The organism is Mycobacterium sp. DBP42 (assembly GCF_005924235.1).
GTDB lineage: Bacteria > Actinomycetota > Actinomycetes > Mycobacteriales > Mycobacteriaceae > Mycobacterium > Mycobacterium syngnathidarum.
This window is the reverse complement of the sequence record NZ_VCMY01000037.1, coordinates 43,356-58,264: the sequence shown is the minus strand read 5'-3', so window position 1 is coordinate 58,264 and position 14,909 is coordinate 43,356. Positions and strand designations below refer to the sequence as shown.

17 protein-coding genes are annotated in these 14,909 nt (G+C 67.1%); 9 read left to right on the top strand and 8 right to left on the bottom strand.

Annotated features, from left to right (window positions below; genetic code table 11):
• Window positions 1-1,249: hypothetical protein (locus tag E0T84_RS31940; protein WP_171055158.1), on the bottom strand; the 1,249-nt coding region annotated here is incomplete at its 3' end.
• A gap of 210 nt (window positions 1,250-1,459) precedes the next feature.
• Between E0T84_RS31940 and E0T84_RS24995 the strand changes: the two genes are divergently transcribed.
• Window positions 1,460-2,917 carry a peptide MFS transporter gene (locus tag E0T84_RS24995; RefSeq protein ID WP_138745806.1) on the top strand — a complete coding sequence of 486 codons (1,458 nt, stop codon included), beginning with the start codon at window positions 1,460-1,462 and terminating at the stop codon, window positions 2,915-2,917.
• Here the strand turns inward: E0T84_RS24995 and E0T84_RS24990 are convergent.
• Window positions 2,911-3,864 carry a threonine/serine dehydratase gene (locus E0T84_RS24990; RefSeq protein ID WP_070185023.1) on the bottom strand — a complete coding sequence of 318 codons (954 nt, stop codon included), beginning with the start codon at window positions 3,862-3,864 and terminating at the stop codon, window positions 2,911-2,913. The two genes, E0T84_RS24995 and E0T84_RS24990, sit on opposite strands and share 7 nt — an antisense overlap.
• Before the next feature lie 101 nt (window positions 3,865-3,965).
• Between E0T84_RS24990 and E0T84_RS24985 the strand changes: the two genes are divergently transcribed.
• The 3 genes from E0T84_RS24985 (at window position 3,966) to E0T84_RS24975 (ending at window position 5,033) form a co-directional block, all read left to right on the top strand.
• Window positions 3,966-4,388, top strand: a complete 423-nt coding sequence (locus E0T84_RS24985; RefSeq protein WP_070185022.1) for a thioesterase family protein — start codon at window positions 3,966-3,968, stop codon at window positions 4,386-4,388.
• A gap of 82 nt (window positions 4,389-4,470) precedes the next feature.
• On the top strand, window positions 4,471-4,683 hold the full coding sequence (locus E0T84_RS24980) for a hypothetical protein (protein WP_070185021.1): 213 nt from the start codon (window positions 4,471-4,473) through the stop codon (window positions 4,681-4,683).
• 17 nt (window positions 4,684-4,700) lie between these two features.
• On the top strand, window positions 4,701-5,033 hold the full coding sequence (locus tag E0T84_RS24975; protein WP_070185029.1) for a hypothetical protein: 333 nt from the start codon (window positions 4,701-4,703) through the stop codon (window positions 5,031-5,033).
• Here the strand turns inward: E0T84_RS24975 and E0T84_RS24970 are convergent.
• The 3 genes from E0T84_RS24970 to E0T84_RS24960 all read right to left on the bottom strand — a co-directional run bounded on the left by E0T84_RS24970 (window position 4,975) and on the right by E0T84_RS24960 (window position 7,376).
• Entirely contained in the window at window positions 4,975-5,877 is a 903-nt protein-coding gene (locus E0T84_RS24970; RefSeq protein ID WP_070185020.1) for a cytochrome c biogenesis CcdA family protein, read from the bottom strand. The genes E0T84_RS24975 and E0T84_RS24970 overlap by 59 nt on opposite strands.
• A gap of 9 nt (window positions 5,878-5,886) precedes the next feature.
• Window positions 5,887-6,390, bottom strand: coding sequence for a protein disulfide oxidoreductase (locus E0T84_RS24965; RefSeq protein ID WP_070185019.1), 504 nt, complete (start codon window positions 6,388-6,390; stop codon window positions 5,887-5,889).
• A 104-nt stretch (window positions 6,391-6,494) separates the two neighbouring features.
• A complete protein-coding gene (locus tag E0T84_RS24960; protein ID WP_070185018.1) occupies window positions 6,495-7,376 on the bottom strand; it encodes a TIGR03854 family LLM class F420-dependent oxidoreductase in 882 nt (293 codons plus the stop codon).
• Window positions 7,377-7,462: 86 nt separating this feature from the next.
• Here E0T84_RS24960 and E0T84_RS24955 point away from each other — a divergent pair, with 86 nt between their 5' ends.
• A complete protein-coding gene (locus tag E0T84_RS24955) occupies window positions 7,463-7,903 on the top strand; it encodes a DUF6188 family protein (protein ID WP_138745805.1) in 441 nt (146 codons plus the stop codon).
• A 40-nt stretch (window positions 7,904-7,943) separates the two neighbouring features.
• Here E0T84_RS24955 and E0T84_RS24950 read toward each other — a convergent pair whose 3' ends face one another.
• Window positions 7,944-8,423: a hypothetical protein gene (locus E0T84_RS24950; protein WP_070185016.1), complete on the bottom strand. Its 480-nt coding sequence runs from the start codon at window positions 8,421-8,423 to the stop codon at window positions 7,944-7,946.
• Between the two features lie 177 nt (window positions 8,424-8,600).
• Here E0T84_RS24950 and E0T84_RS24945 point away from each other — a divergent pair, with 177 nt between their 5' ends.
• Window positions 8,601-9,893 carry a cytochrome P450 gene (locus E0T84_RS24945; protein WP_070945324.1) on the top strand — a complete coding sequence of 431 codons (1,293 nt, stop codon included), beginning with the start codon at window positions 8,601-8,603 and terminating at the stop codon, window positions 9,891-9,893.
• Here E0T84_RS24945 and E0T84_RS32440 read toward each other — a convergent pair.
• Window positions 9,886-10,107 (bottom strand): cupredoxin domain-containing protein, encoded by a 222-nt coding sequence (locus E0T84_RS32440; protein ID WP_239252925.1) that lies wholly within the window; start codon window positions 10,105-10,107, stop codon window positions 9,886-9,888. The two genes, E0T84_RS24945 and E0T84_RS32440, sit on opposite strands and share 8 nt — an antisense overlap.
• A gap of 251 nt (window positions 10,108-10,358) precedes the next feature.
• Complete coding sequence (locus E0T84_RS24935; RefSeq protein WP_138745804.1) at window positions 10,359-11,465, bottom strand: glycosyltransferase; 1,107 nt, start codon at window positions 11,463-11,465, stop codon at window positions 10,359-10,361.
• Window positions 11,466-11,642: 177 nt separating this feature from the next.
• Here E0T84_RS24935 and E0T84_RS24930 point away from each other — a divergent pair, with 177 nt between their 5' ends.
• The 3 genes from E0T84_RS24930 to E0T84_RS24920 all read left to right on the top strand — a co-directional run bounded on the left by E0T84_RS24930 (window position 11,643) and on the right by E0T84_RS24920 (window position 14,908).
• Window positions 11,643-12,569: an SDR family oxidoreductase gene (locus E0T84_RS24930; RefSeq protein WP_138745803.1), complete on the top strand. Its 927-nt coding sequence runs from the start codon at window positions 11,643-11,645 to the stop codon at window positions 12,567-12,569.
• 100 nt (window positions 12,570-12,669) lie between these two features.
• Entirely contained in the window at window positions 12,670-14,460 is a 1,791-nt protein-coding gene (locus tag E0T84_RS24925) for an amidohydrolase family protein (protein WP_138745802.1), read from the top strand.
• On the top strand, window positions 14,450-14,908 hold the full coding sequence (locus E0T84_RS24920) for a nuclear transport factor 2 family protein (protein ID WP_256366557.1): 459 nt from the start codon (window positions 14,450-14,452) through the stop codon (window positions 14,906-14,908). The genes E0T84_RS24925 and E0T84_RS24920 overlap by 11 nt, the downstream gene beginning before the upstream one ends.
• Window position 14,909: the final 1 nt, after the last annotated feature.

Genomic DNA, 14,909 nt, shown 5'->3' with positions numbered 1-14,909 from the left:
TAAGAGACAGCGGCGGGGGCGGTGGCTCGGGCGGGGGCGGAGGTGGTGGCTCGGATGGCGGAGGCGGCGCCTCCGGCATCACGGTTTCCCCCGGCGGCAACTGATCCGGTGGCGGGGGAAGTTGTCCCGCTTCGATCGGTGGCGCACCCGGTACCCCCTCGGCGGGCTCCGGTGGCAACTCCGAGATCACCGGTGCCGGCTCGGCACCGACAGGGGCGAGTTGCTCGGCCGGCACCGCGGTGTTCTCGGATGGGGCCGTGGGGTTTTGACCGATCGCATACTCCGGGCCGGCGTCCTGGACCACAGGCTCCAACGCGGGGGGCGCTTCGGGGGGCGGAGGTACGGCGGGTAGCGACGGCGGCGGCACCGCGGCCGAGTCGCCCGATGTGCTCACCACCGGACGGGTGCTTCGGTGTGGAGCCGGCTCTGAACCGGGCAGCAGCTGCTGACCGACGGCCAACGCCAACGAGACCCCGAAGGCGAGCACGCCACCGACCAATATAGCCAGAGGCGTCAATTGCTTGGCGGGCCAGCGCCATACAATCGAGGTCGCGGTCTCGTCCGAAGCCCAGCGGCCGCGTCGCGCCGAGGCCAGGGCCGCGCCCCTGGCCAACGGCAGCCCCGGCTCGGCCGGGGTGAACACCGGGACCTGCAGTGCCTGTTCCAATTTCGGTAGAACGGAATCCAGGTCGACGGCAGCCCCCACAACCACCAGCGCATCGGGACGCCGGTCCGCCGCATCGAAGATCTCCGACAACCAGGCGGTCAGGCCGGCCACGGTCTCGATGCCGCGGCTCACCGAAGTCTGCACCGGATCGTCGCCGCCCACCGTCATCGCCTGCACGACATCGGGTTCCAGGACGCATACGCTCGTCGTGTCGAATCCGACGGTGCCGGCGACGCGCCGGGCCAATGCATCCGTCGCGTGCGGCAACCGTACCGGGACCACGTCGGCAAATCCGGCGTCCTCGAACTTCTTCAGCAGGACCGTGGCCTCGGCGGCTGCCCCCGAACTCCAGGTCACACCGATTGCGGTCAGCCGCAAACCATGTTCTGCGGCAAGCCTTTCGGACTTCCGGACGGCCTTTACCACGTCAGCGCAGATGTCGTCTGTCCGCGCGGGCGCAAGACCACGGATGTCGAGGGCGTTGTGATCGACGGTAACCCCGTCAGCCTCGCTGCCCTCGACCAGGACCAGACCGACGGTAGACGGTGTCAACGAAACACCGAGCACCGCGTCCACGTTCACCCCCGAAATGTGTGGCCGTCGTCCAAACGTTTCACCGTGACATTACCCGGTGGCAGCGTGGCGTCTAACTCTGCACCGCCACTGAGCCCGGTCGCGACCGCGGCCAAATGTGCTGTGCCCCAGAACAGCCAGCACACAACGCTGTGCCGGTTTGCCGTCACGCAGCCAAATGCCGGCCCGCAGACCGCACGCATGGCAAGGTGATCACCCATGCCGGAAGTTCAGGATCCACCACGCCGTCGCGGGTTCTTCGGCCATCCCGTCGGGCTGGCCAATCTGTTCGGGGTGGAACTGTGGGAGCGCTTCTCGTTCTACGGGATGCTCACCATCCTGGGCTACTACCTGTACTACACGGCCACCGACGGTGGCTTGGGGCTACCGAAGAGCACCGCCACCGGCATCGTCGGCGCCTACGGAGGGCTGGTGTACCTGTCCACCGTCCTCGGTGGCTGGATCGCCGATCGCCTGCTGGGCATGGAACGCACGGTGTTCTACGGCGGGGTGGTCGTGATGGCCGGGCACATCGCCCTCGCGGTCATTCCGGGCCTGGCCGGCGTCGGCTTCGGCCTGGTCTTGGTCGCACTCGGGTCCGGCGCACTCAAGGCCAACGCGTCCTCGTTGCTGGGCACCCTCTATGACAAGGACGATCCGCGCGCCGACGGCGGCTTCACCTTGTTCTACCTCGGAGTCAATTTGGGTGCTTTCGTCGGACCGCTGATCACGGGCTTTCTGCAGAACCACTCGGGGTTCCATTACGCGTTCGGCGCCGCGGCCATCGGCATGGCGCTGGGCCTCGCGCAGTACGTCGCATTCCGGCGAAACCTCGGGGACCACGGGCGCATCGTGGCAAATCCGTTGCCACCCCGGGCAATCGGCAAGACCCTCGGTGTCGTCGCCGCGCTGGCCGCGGCGGTGGCGGCACTGTTCATGATGCACGTGGTCGAGTTGGCGAACCTGTCGCAGTTCATCACCGGCGTCATCGTCGTGGCCTCGGTGATGTACTTCGCGGTGATGCTGACCAGCCCCAAGGTGTCCGGCACCGAACGCGCCCGGGTTCGCGCTTTCGTCCCACTGTTCATCGCCAACGCGGTGTTCTGGTCACTGTTTCAGCAGACCTTCACGGTGCTGGCGCTCTACTCCGACGAGCGGGTCAACTGGTCTGTATTCGGCTGGACCGCACCCTCGAGTTGGATCGGCTCGATCGAACCCGTCTGGATCATCCTGCTCTCACCGCTGTTCGCGATCCTGTGGACCCGGCTGGGTAACCGTGCGCCGAGTACCCCGCACAAGTTCGCCTACGGCGTCATGGGCATGGGCGCAGCGTTTCTGCTGTTCCTGCCGAGCGCCTCCACCACCGGCAGGGTGGTGCCCGCGTTGCTGGTGGCCGGCATCATGGTGGTGTTCGCGGTTTCCGAGTTGCTGGTATCACCGATCGGACTGTCGGTCACCACAAAGCTTGCACCACAAGCTTTCCGGGCTCAGATGATGGCGCTGTTCTTTTTCTCGGTCGGCCTCGGTACGGCGATGTCAGGGGTCCTCGCGCAGCACTACGATCCCACGAACGAACTCGCCTATTTCGGCATCCTGGGAGCGGTGGCAATCCTCGTCGGTGTCGTGGTGCTACTGATGTCGCCGCGGATAAGCCGGATGATGGAAGGTGTTCACTGACCGCCGGTCAGGACAGCGGCCAGCATCGCCGGCTCGATGTTGCCGCCGGAGACGATGACGACGGCCGGACCCGGCGGCTGGGCCACCTTGCGGTAACCCGCCAGCGCCACCGCGCCACTGGGTTCGGCGACAAGGTGTGCGCACAATGCCAGCTCCCCTACCGCCGAACGGATCTCATCCTCGGTCACGGTGATGACGCCATCGAGAACCCGCTGCAGATGAGCGAACGTGAGCTCCGAAGGTGTTGAGCGCAACCCGTCGGCAATCGTCCGGTTACGCTGTGCCACAGGCCAGTCCACGCGGTAACCGGCGACCAGACTTTCGGCGGTATCCGCAGCCAGCTGGGGCTCGACGCCGAATATCTTCGCCTGCGGGATCAACTCACGGATCGCGGTGCCGATACCCGAGGCCAGCCCGCCGCCGCTGACAGGAACGAATACCGATGCGACATCCGGCAAGTCCTGCGCGATCTCCAAACCGATGGTGCCCTGCCCGGCGATGACATCGGGATGATCGAAGGGCGGCACCAACACACCGCCGGTGCGCTCAACCAGTTCGGCGGCCACGCTCTCACGCCGTCCGGCCCCACACAACACCACCTGAGCTCCGCGATCCCGCGTTGCCTGCACCTTCACCGCCGGCGTCTCCTCGGGCATCACGATATGCGCGGCAACTCCATAGGCAGCAGCCGCATACGCCACCGCCTGAGCGTGATTGCCGCTGGAATAGGCCACCACTCCCCTGTCCCGCACATCCGGATCCAGCCGGCCCAACGCGTTGAACGCCCCACGGATCTTGAACGCACCGACCGGTTGCAGATTCTCGGGTTTGAGCCACAACGGCCGGACGGGATCGCCCCACCCGGCAGGCAACAGTGGGGTTCGCACGATGTCGGAGTCGATCCGCTCGGCCGCGGCAGCGATGTCGTCGAGGGTCACCAGCTTCACGACAGAAGTCTCTCCCGCGGCTCGGCCCGGAGGAAGAGGTGGGGCACGCCGCACCCGCTACGGTGGAGCCGCAGACCCCGCCCGGCCTTTGGAGTGCACACGTGACCCAGTACAGCTTCGGCATCGTTCCGCGGTACGCCGAGATCGACCAGCAGGGCGTGGTGTTCAACGGCCACTACCTCACTTGGTTCGACGAGGCGTGCACGGGGCTGTTCGACCACCTGCGGGTCAGTTATGCCGACCTGATCGCCCACGGTGTCGACATGCAGGTGGTGCACACCGAGATCGACTTCCGGGCACCGGTCCGCTGGCGGGAGCGGGTCCGCGTCGCGGTCGGGTGCGAGCGTATCGGCACCACCAGCTTCACCCTGGGCTTCACCGTGCTCGGCACCGACTCCTCCGGACATGAGCAGCCGCGGGTACACGGCAGCAACGTCTATGTCGTCGTCTCGACCGATGACTGGACCAAGCGCCCCGTTCCCGAAGCTGTTCGCACAGCGCTCAGTTCCGTTGCCTGCCAATGAATTGCCAAAATTCGCGTTGAAACACCACTTCCCGGGTAGCACAATCGGTATGGATGGCGTTGCCGGTCGATGAGGGGAAATCATGACGCATGCTGAGCGTGGCGACTTCGATGATGGCGCCCCAGAGGCCGACGTTGTCGAACAACTGATACCAGTCGGTGTCGACGACGAAGACGACGCGATCTCAGATCTGCCCCGGGTGCGGATCTCGACAGATACCGATGCCACCGAAGCGGACCTGATCGATCAGGCCATCGCGGTGCCCCTGGACGACGAATCCGAGTTCGACCGCTGACCGAAAGGATGTCCGGCATGCGCTTGCCCGACTCGCTCGAGAGCATGGCCACCGATCCCGTGACGACCTCCCGGGTGTTCGGTGACCCGTATGTCACGCCGGACGGGGCAACGGTGATTCCGGTCAGCAAGGCCCGGCACCGTCCCGGCAGCGGGCGGTCCGACTGCAGACCGCTGGGCATCTTCGTCGTCAAAGACGGCAACCCCACCTGGGTGCCCGCGGTCGACCACACCCGTATCGCCCTGCTGGGTGAACTGATCGGGTTGGTAGCAGCGACATTGGCCACGGCCGCTATGGTGCGTCGTCCGCCGTGGCCGGATGTGCGCGGCGAGTTCTCCCGGCGAATCTGACCCGCCGTATCCGCAGCCCCACGCCGAGCACGACCAGTGCCAGCAGGCCGAGCACCCAGGGCCACGCCCCGTGCCGGTGAACCCACCCGGCGAGACTGCCCTGCACCCGCCCGGCGGCGGCGATCACGGGGTCACTGGGATTGCCTGCAGCGCTGAACAATTGGATCTCATACCAGCCGTAGTACGCGACATACGCGCCGACCACGATCAACAGGGCCCCGCTGATTCGACTGACGTAGGGAACGACGCGCCGCAGCCGGTCGACCACTACGGTGCCGGCCAGCGCCGCGGCGACGGCCAGCACGCCGACGACGAGGGCGAAACCGGCCGCGTACGCGACGAACACGGCCACCCGATGCAGTGGCGTGTTCGATTCCAGGGTGGCGCCGGTGACGGCCAGGAACGGGCCCACGGTGCACGAGAGCGACGCGAGCGCATACCCGACGCCGTAGCCGGCCATCGACCCGAGCCGGGCGGTCGGCGCCCAGCCGGTATGTGCCGTCAGGGCGTCGGGCAGCAGCAGCCCGAGCCGGCGGCCGGCCAACAGCCAGCAACCGAGTCCGACGAGAACGACACCGATCAGCAGGGTGACGTAGGGCAGGTAGCGCTGGACAGTGCTGGCAGCCGCAACCGTGAGCAGACCGAATGTGCCGAACACCGCGACGAATCCGGCCGTCATCACCGCGGTGGCGGCAAGCGCCCGCCCCAGCGCCGCAAGCGGCCCGCGCGGCGAGGTACCGCGCACCACCAGCGCGAGGTAGCCCGGCAACAAGGCGAAACCGCAGGGGTTCAGTGCCGCGACGAGCCCGGCACCGAACGCCAACCCCACCAGGTTGTCTCGCACGCCCGGTAACTAGCTCTTCAGGGCCGCGACCCGATCGGCCAGCTCCTGCTGCGGCATGGCCGACGTCGGGTTGTTGACGAATGTCGACGACCCGTCGGAGCGGTAGAAGACGTAGGCGGGCTGCCACGGCACGTTGTAGCGGGCCCAGATCGACCCGTCGGCGTCATTGAGATTGGGGAAATTGAGGTGGTACTTGTCGACGAACGCCTGCATCGCCCCCACATCGGAGTGCGCCGCCACACCGACGAAGCTGACCTCTGGATTGGCGGCGGCAACCTGGCTGACCGACGGTGCCTCGGCGTTGCAGAACGGGCACCAGGGCGTCCAGAACCACAGCACCGCAGGCCGCCCGGCCAGGCTCGACCCGTTGAACGGGGCGCCCGACAAGGTGGTGCCGGTGAACTGCAGCCGGTCGTCGGCCGTCGCGCTCGGCGCCGCCACCAGGGCGAACACCATCGCGACCGCGGACAGCAGGGCCGCCAGGCCGGGTATGTACGGCAATCGCATCCTCATGGCACCGTCTCCTTCGCTCGGGGCGCAAGCACACCCACGGCTCGCGCATACCCCCTAACACGCAAGTCGACACGCCCGGGTTCAAGTTCGCGGCGTTCCCGCCTTCAGTTCTGCCGCGGCAACAGCTCGGTGGTGAACCGGTTCAGGAATGCGTTGCGGTCGGTCGGCCCGGCCGCTCGGACCACGAACTTGGTCAGGCCGGCGGCCTGGTAGCCATCGAGTTGGCGGTGCAGATCGGACCAATCCGCAGCGACCAGCTCCTCGGGGTCGACGTCGGGTCTGCGACGACGGACCGCGGCGAGCAGTTCAGCAGGCAGCGCGCCGTCCCCCACGGCAAGGCTGATGCCGTAGTGGTCGGGCTCGATGCGGCGGCCTGCGGCAACGGCCTCGGCTTCGATACGCCGACGGGCCGCGCCCGCCTCGTCGGGGGTGAGGAAGCTGCCCAGCCAGCCGTCACCGAATTTGCCGATGCGGGTCAGCGCCGCCGGTGCCGATCCGCCGAGCCAGATGTCGATCGGGGTGGCGGGCAGCGGCTGCACCTGGGCGGAACGGACACTGAAATACTCGCCCTCGAACGTCACGTCGCCGCTGTTCAGGGCGGTTCGGAGCAGGTCCAGGGATTCGTCGAAGACCGCGGCGCGGCGGCCGTCGGGGACGACGAAGATATCCCGCTCGGCGGGGAGTGCCGAGTGCAGGCCGAACGCGGGCAGCACCCGCTTGGGTGCCAGCGCCGCCAGCGAGGCCAGTTGTTTGGCCACCAGAACCGGATGGCGGCCCGGCAGAATCGCGACCGAGGTCCCGACCTTGAGCCGCCGGGTGCGGGCCAGCGCGTAGGCCATACCGACGAAAGGGTCCACCGCGGGCGTATAGACCAGCTCGGAGAACCACACCGAGTCGACGCCGGAACCCTCGAGGTGATCGAGGATGTCGGCCAGCTCCTCCGGGGCGGTTTCAGCACCGAGCCCGACACCGAAGCGGACCTTCATCGGGGGCGTCCCATACCGTTCATATTGGGCGTAACACCGGCGACGCGCCTCTTGTGCCCGCCCGTCAGGCGGTTCAGAGTAAGACAATGAGCGAACAATGGATTCAAGGGTGCTTGGTCCAGCGGATCACGTTTCGTGATGGCCTGGTGCTCAACCTCGACGACTACAACGAATTGGTGATCTCGGTTCCGCTGGAACTGACGCTGCCGGCGACCGGCACCGACGATTCCGAAGTGGTGTCACTGGACCCCCGTGCACTGCGAAACGAGGTCCGGCCGCTGTTCGATTTCGCCGGCCAGCGCTGTACCCATGCCGACTGGGAGGACGACGGCAGTCTCCACCTGAGCTTCTCGGACGGCCACCGCATCGACGTCCGGCCTAACGAGGGGCATACCTCGTGGGAGCTGTACGGGAAGTACCACGGCTACGCCGCATGCCTGCCGCACGGCCGGGTTCGCGTCGTCCGCCACGATCAGGATGACTCCGATCAGGGCGCCGACGAGAATCCCACCCGTGAGAGCGGCTGACCGGCGTACGGCGCGGCCGTGGGTACCCCTTTACCGAAGATCAGCCGACGCCAACCCCGATGATCGGGATCCAGACGCCGAACAGCCACACGCCCCACTGCCGGAAGCCGTTGTCCCACACTGGGTTCAAGTTGTAACCCCAGTAATTGACGGTCGGTGGCAGCGGCCCGCCCCGCCAGTGGAACGGTGGTGGCGGACCCCAACCCCACGGCGGCGGGCCATTGCGGTCGTCCCACCAGTCGTGCCGGTTGTTCGCCCACCAGGGTCCCTTGTCATCCCAGTGCCGTCGATTGTCGAAATCAGGGCCGCGGTCAGGGCCGCGCCCACGGCTGTCGAAATCGCGGTCATGACCGGGTCGCCCGCCGTTGCAGAACGGGAAGCAGTCATCGTTGCCGTGCCCCGGCTTGAGCGGCGCGGGCACCGCCGGCGACGCCGACGCCACCGGGGCCCCCATCCCCGCGGCGCCGATTCCGAACGCACCGACTGTCAACGCAGCCGCCACGAACTTGGTCAGTTTCATACCTGGACCTCCTACAGTCGTGACCCCGGCGCCGGCCGTCCCCCAACGGCCCGGCGCCGCAACGCCTTGCAACCCAGCCCTGTGCGAGCGGCGAAACGTGCACCCCAGGGAGGTATCGCCACCACGGATCCGAGCGTTACCCGTTGTCCACCCACCTGGCGCACCTACCCTGGCGAGGTGGGTATCGCACCGCGGACCAATGGCGCACCTCCTCCCGACATAGCACGGTCGGAGGTCGATCTCGGATCCTGGCAGTTCTGGCGCGAGGACGACGACATTCGGGACGCAGCGTTCGCTGCACTGCGCCACGACGACCCGATCTCGTATCACCCGGCCTGCACCCTCGAGGGTTTCCCCGAAACCCCCGGGCACTGGGCGGTGACCCGATACGACGATGTCTTCCATGCCAGCCGGCATCCGGAGATCTTCAGCTCCGCGTCCGGGATCACCATCGGTGACCAAACCCCGGAACTGGCAGAGTATTTCGGCTCCATGATCGTGATGGACGATCCGCGTCATACCCGCTTGCGCAACATCGTGCGCAGCGCGTTCACGCCACGGGTGGTGGCGCTGATCGAGGACTCTGTCCGTGATCGGGCCCGGCGGCTCGTTGCCGACATGGTCGCCAGAAATCCCGACGGCAACGCCGAGCTCGTCAACGAACTCGCCGGCCCGTTACCGCTGCAGATCATCTGCGACATGATGGGAATTCCCGAGCCCGACCATCAGCAGATCTTCCACTGGACCAACGTGATCCTGGGGTTCGGCGATCCGGATCTGACCACCGACTTCGACGAGTTCCTCCAGGTGGCGACGGACATCGGCGCCTATGCCACGGGGCTGGCCGACGAGCGCCGCGCCGTCGGGGCCGAGGACCTCACGACGAGCCTGGTCCAGGCCGAGGTCGACGGCGAACGCCTGACCTCGGCGGAGGTGGCCTCGTTCTTCATTCTGCTGGTGGTCGCCGGAAACGAGACCACCCGCAACGCCATCAGCCACGGCGTACTGGCCCTCACCCGATTCCCCGAGCAGCGCCAAAAATGGTGGGCAGCCTACGACGAGCTGGCCCCCACCGCGGTGGAGGAGATCGTGCGCTGGGCATCGCCGGTGAGCTACATGCGCCGCACGGTCACCCAGGACACGGTGCTCGGCGGGACACCGCTGCCCGCCGGGGCGAAGGTCACGCTGTGGTACGGGTCGGCGAACCGCGACGAGTCGAAGTTTGCCGATCCGTGGATGTTCGACGTCACCCGCCATCCCAATCCCCATCTCGGATTCGGCGGCGGCGGTGCACATTTCTGTCTCGGAGCGAACTTGGCGCGCCGTGAGATCACCGTGGCGTTCGAGGAACTGCACCGGCAATTGCCCGACATCGTGGCGACCGAGGAACCCGACCGGCTGCAGTCACAATTCATCCACGGCATCAAGCGCATGCCGGTGGCCTGGTCCTCGGGCCCAGCGGCTACCTGACCGTCAGGGTGCCCAGCATCGCGGGGTGATACAGGCAGTAGAAGGCATACTCCCCCGACTCTTCGGGAGCCGTCAGCGTCGCCCGACCCTTGCCCTCGACATGGACGTCGAACAGCCCTTTGGTCCGCGAGGTCACCGAATGCTCGACCTCGTCGTTGTTGACGATCGTGATCTCGGTGCCCGGCGCGACGGGTCCGAGCGAGCTGAACCCCATACCCTCGATCGCGAGGACAGGGCCGGATGGGACCGATGTGTCGGAGCTCGCGGTGACCGTCTCGGAATGCTGACCGTGACCGCCCGGCGAATTGGCTTGCCCGCAAGCAACACTGGCAACCACTAGTAAGAACGACGACACCACCGCCGCCGCGAGTCGCAACATTCGGGCCCCCTCGGGATCGTGCTGACGGGGCCGATTATCCCCTCCCCCCAGGGCGTGATGTGCTCGAATCCGCCGATCCGGCGCTGCTAGCGGGGCCCCAGGACATCGAGCATGCCTGCCGCTGATCGCGGCCAGCTGAACTGCTCGGCCCGCTGTCGGGCACTGCTGCGCCGCAACGGTTCGGGGCGACCGATCACCGAGGTGACCGCACGGGCAATGGCCTGTGGGTCGTTGTCGGCGGTGGCTCCGCTGTCGCGGGTGAGGATCTCGGCCAGCGCCGAGGTTCGTGACACGACCGCCGGTGTTCCGCAGGCCAGCGCTTCCAGCGCGGCCAGGCCGAAGGTCTCGTGCGGTCCCGGCGCGAGCGCGACGTCGGCGGAGGCCAGGATGGTCGCCACCGTGTCTCGGCAGCCGATGTATCCGGTGAAGGCCACCGGCAGCCCGCTGGCCTGCCGTTCCAGCCGGGCCCGCAACGGCCCCTCCCCGACCACCACCAGCCGCGCGTCGACCCCCGAATCCTGCAGTGCGGCGACGGTATCGATGCTCCGGTGGGCATGCTTCTCGACCGATAGCCTGCCGCAGTGCACCAGCAGGGTCTGCTGCGGCCCGGCCCACCGACTGCGCATCGCCGGACACCGGCGCCGCGGATGGAACTGCTCGAGGTCCACCCCGAGCGGAACGGTCGCGACGTTGTGCGCGCCGATGCGGTCGAATTCCTCCCGCGCGAAGGCCGTCGTGCACACCACGGCGTCATAGTTGGCCGCGGTTCGCCGATTGGCGAAGTCAGCCACCACCACCGCCGCCGACCGTGGCAGCACCTGGCCGACCAACCGGTCGAGGCGTTCATGGGAAATCATCACGGTGGCCACTCCATGGCTGCGGCCCCATGGTCCCAGCGACCTCAGGGTCAACCGGTCCGACACTTCGATGGCGTCGGGGCCCAGCTGTTCCAACAACGTGGTCACCGGACCTGGTAGCACCGCACGATAGCCACCGGTAAACGGGATGAGCCTGGCGGGCAGGGAGATTCGCACGACGCCGCTGGCCAGGACATGCCGCTGCGGTTGTGAACCCGGGACGATGAGAAACACCTCGTGCCCCAGCGCACAGTACTCTGCGCCCAGCCGGTCGACGGCGGTCCGCAGGCCTCCCGATCGCGGGCCGTAGAAGTTGGCGACCTGGACAACCCGCATGCCACGATCAGAACCGGGCCGCGTGTGCGGTCAACAACGAGGGCGCGACCGTGACCTGAACAGCCACTGAACAAGCCCTGGGGCCCGCTCGGGTTCGGGTGAGAAGTGTGGCGATCCAGTATGCGCCGAAATCCCGAACCACAGCTAAAACGGTGCCTCCCGCGGGATACTCATCGGATGGGCTGGACACCGGAGCCGGACGCGCTGCGGGGCCGTATCGCCGTGGTCGCCGGGGCCACCCGCGGTGCGGGCCGGGGCATCGCGGCGGCGCTGGGTGAGGTCGGCGCCACCGTCGTGTGCACCGGACGCAGCAGCCGGTACGGAAGCCGCGACTCCGACTATCGCCGGCCCGAAACCATCGAAGAAACCGCCGAACTGGTCACGGCGCTCGGTGGGTGCGGCATCGCGGTTCAGGTCGATCACCTCGAGGTGACGCAGGTGCGCAAACTGGCCGGCCGGCTCAAGGCCGACTACGGGCACATCGACATTCTGGTCAACGACATCTGGGGCGCCGAGATCCTCAAGGGGCCGCCCGACACCTGGGGCCGCCCGATGTGGCAGCACGATCTCGACGACGGGTTGCGGATGCTGCGACTCGGGCTGGACACCCACTTGATCACCTCGCACTGCATCCTGCCGCTGCTCGCCGACCGCCCCGGCGGGCTGTTGGTTGAGATGACCGATGGGACAACGGAATTCAACTCAGAAAATCCCCGACTGTCGGTATTCTACGACCTCGTCAAGACCGCGGTGAACCGGCTGGCGTTCAGCCATGGGCACGAACTCGCCGCATTCGGCGCCACCGCCGTGGCAGTCACCCCGGGTTGGCTGCGCTCGGAAATGATGCTGGACAACTACGGCGTCACCGAAGCCAACTGGCGGGGCGCACTCGACCTGGCTCGCTCGGACGGATACCCGGCGGCGCCGCCCGGGTTCGCCGAGTCCGAGTCCCCCAGGTTCGTCGGCCGCGGGATCGCCGCGGTGGCCGCGGACCCGGATCGGGCCCGATGGAACCAGCATTCCGTCAGCTCGGCCGCGCTCGCCCGCCACTACGGTTTCAGCGACCTCGACGGGCGGGTGCCGGACGTCTGGGCTCCGCTATAACCCCAGGTGAGGCGTCATCGCACACGGCCAGTAGACATTTCCTCGAATCTGTTCACTATTTTCATTGACATCGGCGTGACCGGGCCTGTTCTATGGCTGAGTGACGTTCGACACAATCATTCGCAACGGCCGGTGGTTCGACGGCACCGGCGCCCCGTCAGCCGTCCGCAACATCGGAATTCGCAACGGGCACGTGGTCGCGATCTCCCCCGAGCCTCTCGATGAGACGGGCGGCCCGCAGGTCATCGATGCCGCAGGCAAGTGGGTGATGCCCGGCATGCTGGACATCCACACCCACTACGACGTCGAGGTGCTGGGCGGCCCCTCGCTGTCAGAATCGCTGCGCCACGGCGTGACCACCGTGATGCTCGGCTCCTGCTCACTGTCGACCGTGCACGTCGGCGGCGTCGACGCCGGTGACCTGTTCGGCCGGGTCGAGGCCATCCCCCGGGGCCAAGTCATCGCCGCAGTGGACGAGAACAAGACCTGGACCGACTGCAAGGGGTACGTGACGGCACTGGAGAGCCTGCCGCTGGGACCCAACCTCGCCGCGTTCATCGGGCATTCCGACATGCGCACCGCGGTGATGGGCCTGGACCGCGCCACCCGCAAAGACGAGCGGCCCACCGCCGCCGAACAGGCCCGGATGGAGCAGATGCTCACCGAGGCCCTGGAGGCCGGCTTCGTCGGAATGTCGTCTCAGCAGCTGCTCTTCGACAAGATCGACGGCGACACCTGCCGGTCGCGCACCCTGCCCTCGACCTACGCCAAACCCCGTGAGCTGCGCCGACTCAAGTCGTTGCTACGCCGCTCGGGCCGGGTTCTGCAATCCGGTCCGGACATCCAGAACCCGCTGAACCTCGTCTCGCAGTTGGCGCAGTCGCTCGGGCTGTTCCGAAACAACCTGAAGACCAGCCTGCTCTCGGCCGCGGACATCAAGGCCAACCCGTACTCGATCGCGATCATGGGCCCCGTCGCCCGGCTGGTGAACAAGCTCGGCGGCAACTTCCGCTGGCAGCATCTTCCGGTGCCGTTCGAGGTGTACGCCGACGGCATCGACCTGGTGGTGTTCGAGGAATTCGGTTCCGGCGCAGCGGCTCTGCACCTGCGCGACGAAGTCGAGCGCAATGAACTACTGCGCGACGAGGAATACCGGCGCAAGTTCCGCAAGGACTACGACAGCAAGTTCGGTGTGCGGGTCTGGCACCGGGACTTCTTCGACGCCGAAATCGTCTCCTGCCCTGACGAATCCGTGGTCGGCAAATCGTTCGGCGAGGTCGGGCAGGAACGGGGTGGGCTGCACCCGGTTGATGCCTTCCTGGACCTGGTGCTCGAGCACGGCACGGCGCTGCGGTGGCGCACCACGATATCCAACCACCGGCCGGAGGTGCTCAAGAAGCTGGCCCGCGACCCCGGTATCCAGCTCGGGTTCTCCGACGCGGGTGCGCACCTGCGGAACATGGCGTTCTACAACATGGGGCTGCGACTGCTTCGGCATGTTCGCGACGCCGAACGTGCGGGCACGCCGTTCATGTCGACCGAGCAGGCCGTGCACCGGCTCACCGGCGAACTCGCGGACTGGTATCGCATCGACGCCGGCCACCTGCGCATCGGAGACCGCGCCGACGTGGTGATCATCGACCCCGAGCATCTCGACGACTCCCTCGACGCCTACGCCGAGGACACCGTCGACCAGTACGGCGGCTTGTGCCGCATGGTGAATCGCAATGACGACACCGTCACCGCCGTACTCGTCGGCGGGCGCACCGTGTTCGCCGACGGCCGGTTGACCGACCTGGTGGGCAAGCAGCGTACCGGCCGGTTCCTGCGAGCCGCACATCAGACCCCGTCGATCTCCGCCGAGAACAGTGAGCTGACCAGTGTCCGTTGAAGATGTCACGATCGAAGAGACCGTCCACGGCATGTGGAAAGCGCTTTCGGAGCGCGACTGGGACACCCTCATGACGTATCTGTCGGACGACTGCATCTACCTCGACATGCCGGTGGGTCCCGCCGCGGCAGCCAAGGGACCCACCGACATCGTCAAGCGCCTCAAGATCGGCCTCGAACCGCTGGCGTCCTACGAGAACTTCCCGGGCCTGCTCGTGGACAACGGTCGCGACGCCATGTACGAACATCATGAGGAATGGCATTGGGCCAGCGGCGAATCCGCCGTGCTGAAGTTCGTCACGGTACACCGGGTCGAGGACGGCAAGGTCACGCTGTGGAAGGACTACTGGGACATGGGCGCCCTGGCCAACCATGCCCCGCCGGACTGGCTGGAGAATTTCGCCACCGCGGACATGTCGTGGGTGTTCGATGCCACCGGGCTGGTCTGAC

Coding starts and splice junctions, on each gene's coding strand:
- E0T84_RS32440 (WP_239252925.1), bottom strand. CDS start 10,107: ATGGGGTTCAGCTCGCTCGGACCCGTCGCGCCGGGCACCGAGATCACG.
- E0T84_RS24995 (WP_138745806.1), top strand. CDS start 1,460: ATGCCGGAAGTTCAGGATCCACCACGCCGTCGCGGGTTCTTCGGCCAT.
- E0T84_RS24960 (WP_070185018.1), bottom strand. CDS start 7,376: ATGAAGGTCCGCTTCGGTGTCGGGCTCGGTGCTGAAACCGCCCCGGAG.
- E0T84_RS24980 (WP_070185021.1), top strand. CDS start 4,471: ATGACGCATGCTGAGCGTGGCGACTTCGATGATGGCGCCCCAGAGGCC.
- E0T84_RS24965 (WP_070185019.1), bottom strand. CDS start 6,390: ATGAGGATGCGATTGCCGTACATACCCGGCCTGGCGGCCCTGCTGTCC.
- E0T84_RS24935 (WP_138745804.1), bottom strand. CDS start 11,465: ATGCGGGTTGTCCAGGTCGCCAACTTCTACGGCCCGCGATCGGGAGGC.
- E0T84_RS24975 (WP_070185029.1), top strand. CDS start 4,701: ATGCGCTTGCCCGACTCGCTCGAGAGCATGGCCACCGATCCCGTGACG.
- E0T84_RS24930 (WP_138745803.1), top strand. CDS start 11,643: ATGGGCTGGACACCGGAGCCGGACGCGCTGCGGGGCCGTATCGCCGTG.
- E0T84_RS24955 (WP_138745805.1), top strand. CDS start 7,463: ATGAGCGAACAATGGATTCAAGGGTGCTTGGTCCAGCGGATCACGTTT.
- E0T84_RS24950 (WP_070185016.1), bottom strand. CDS start 8,423: ATGAAACTGACCAAGTTCGTGGCGGCTGCGTTGACAGTCGGTGCGTTC.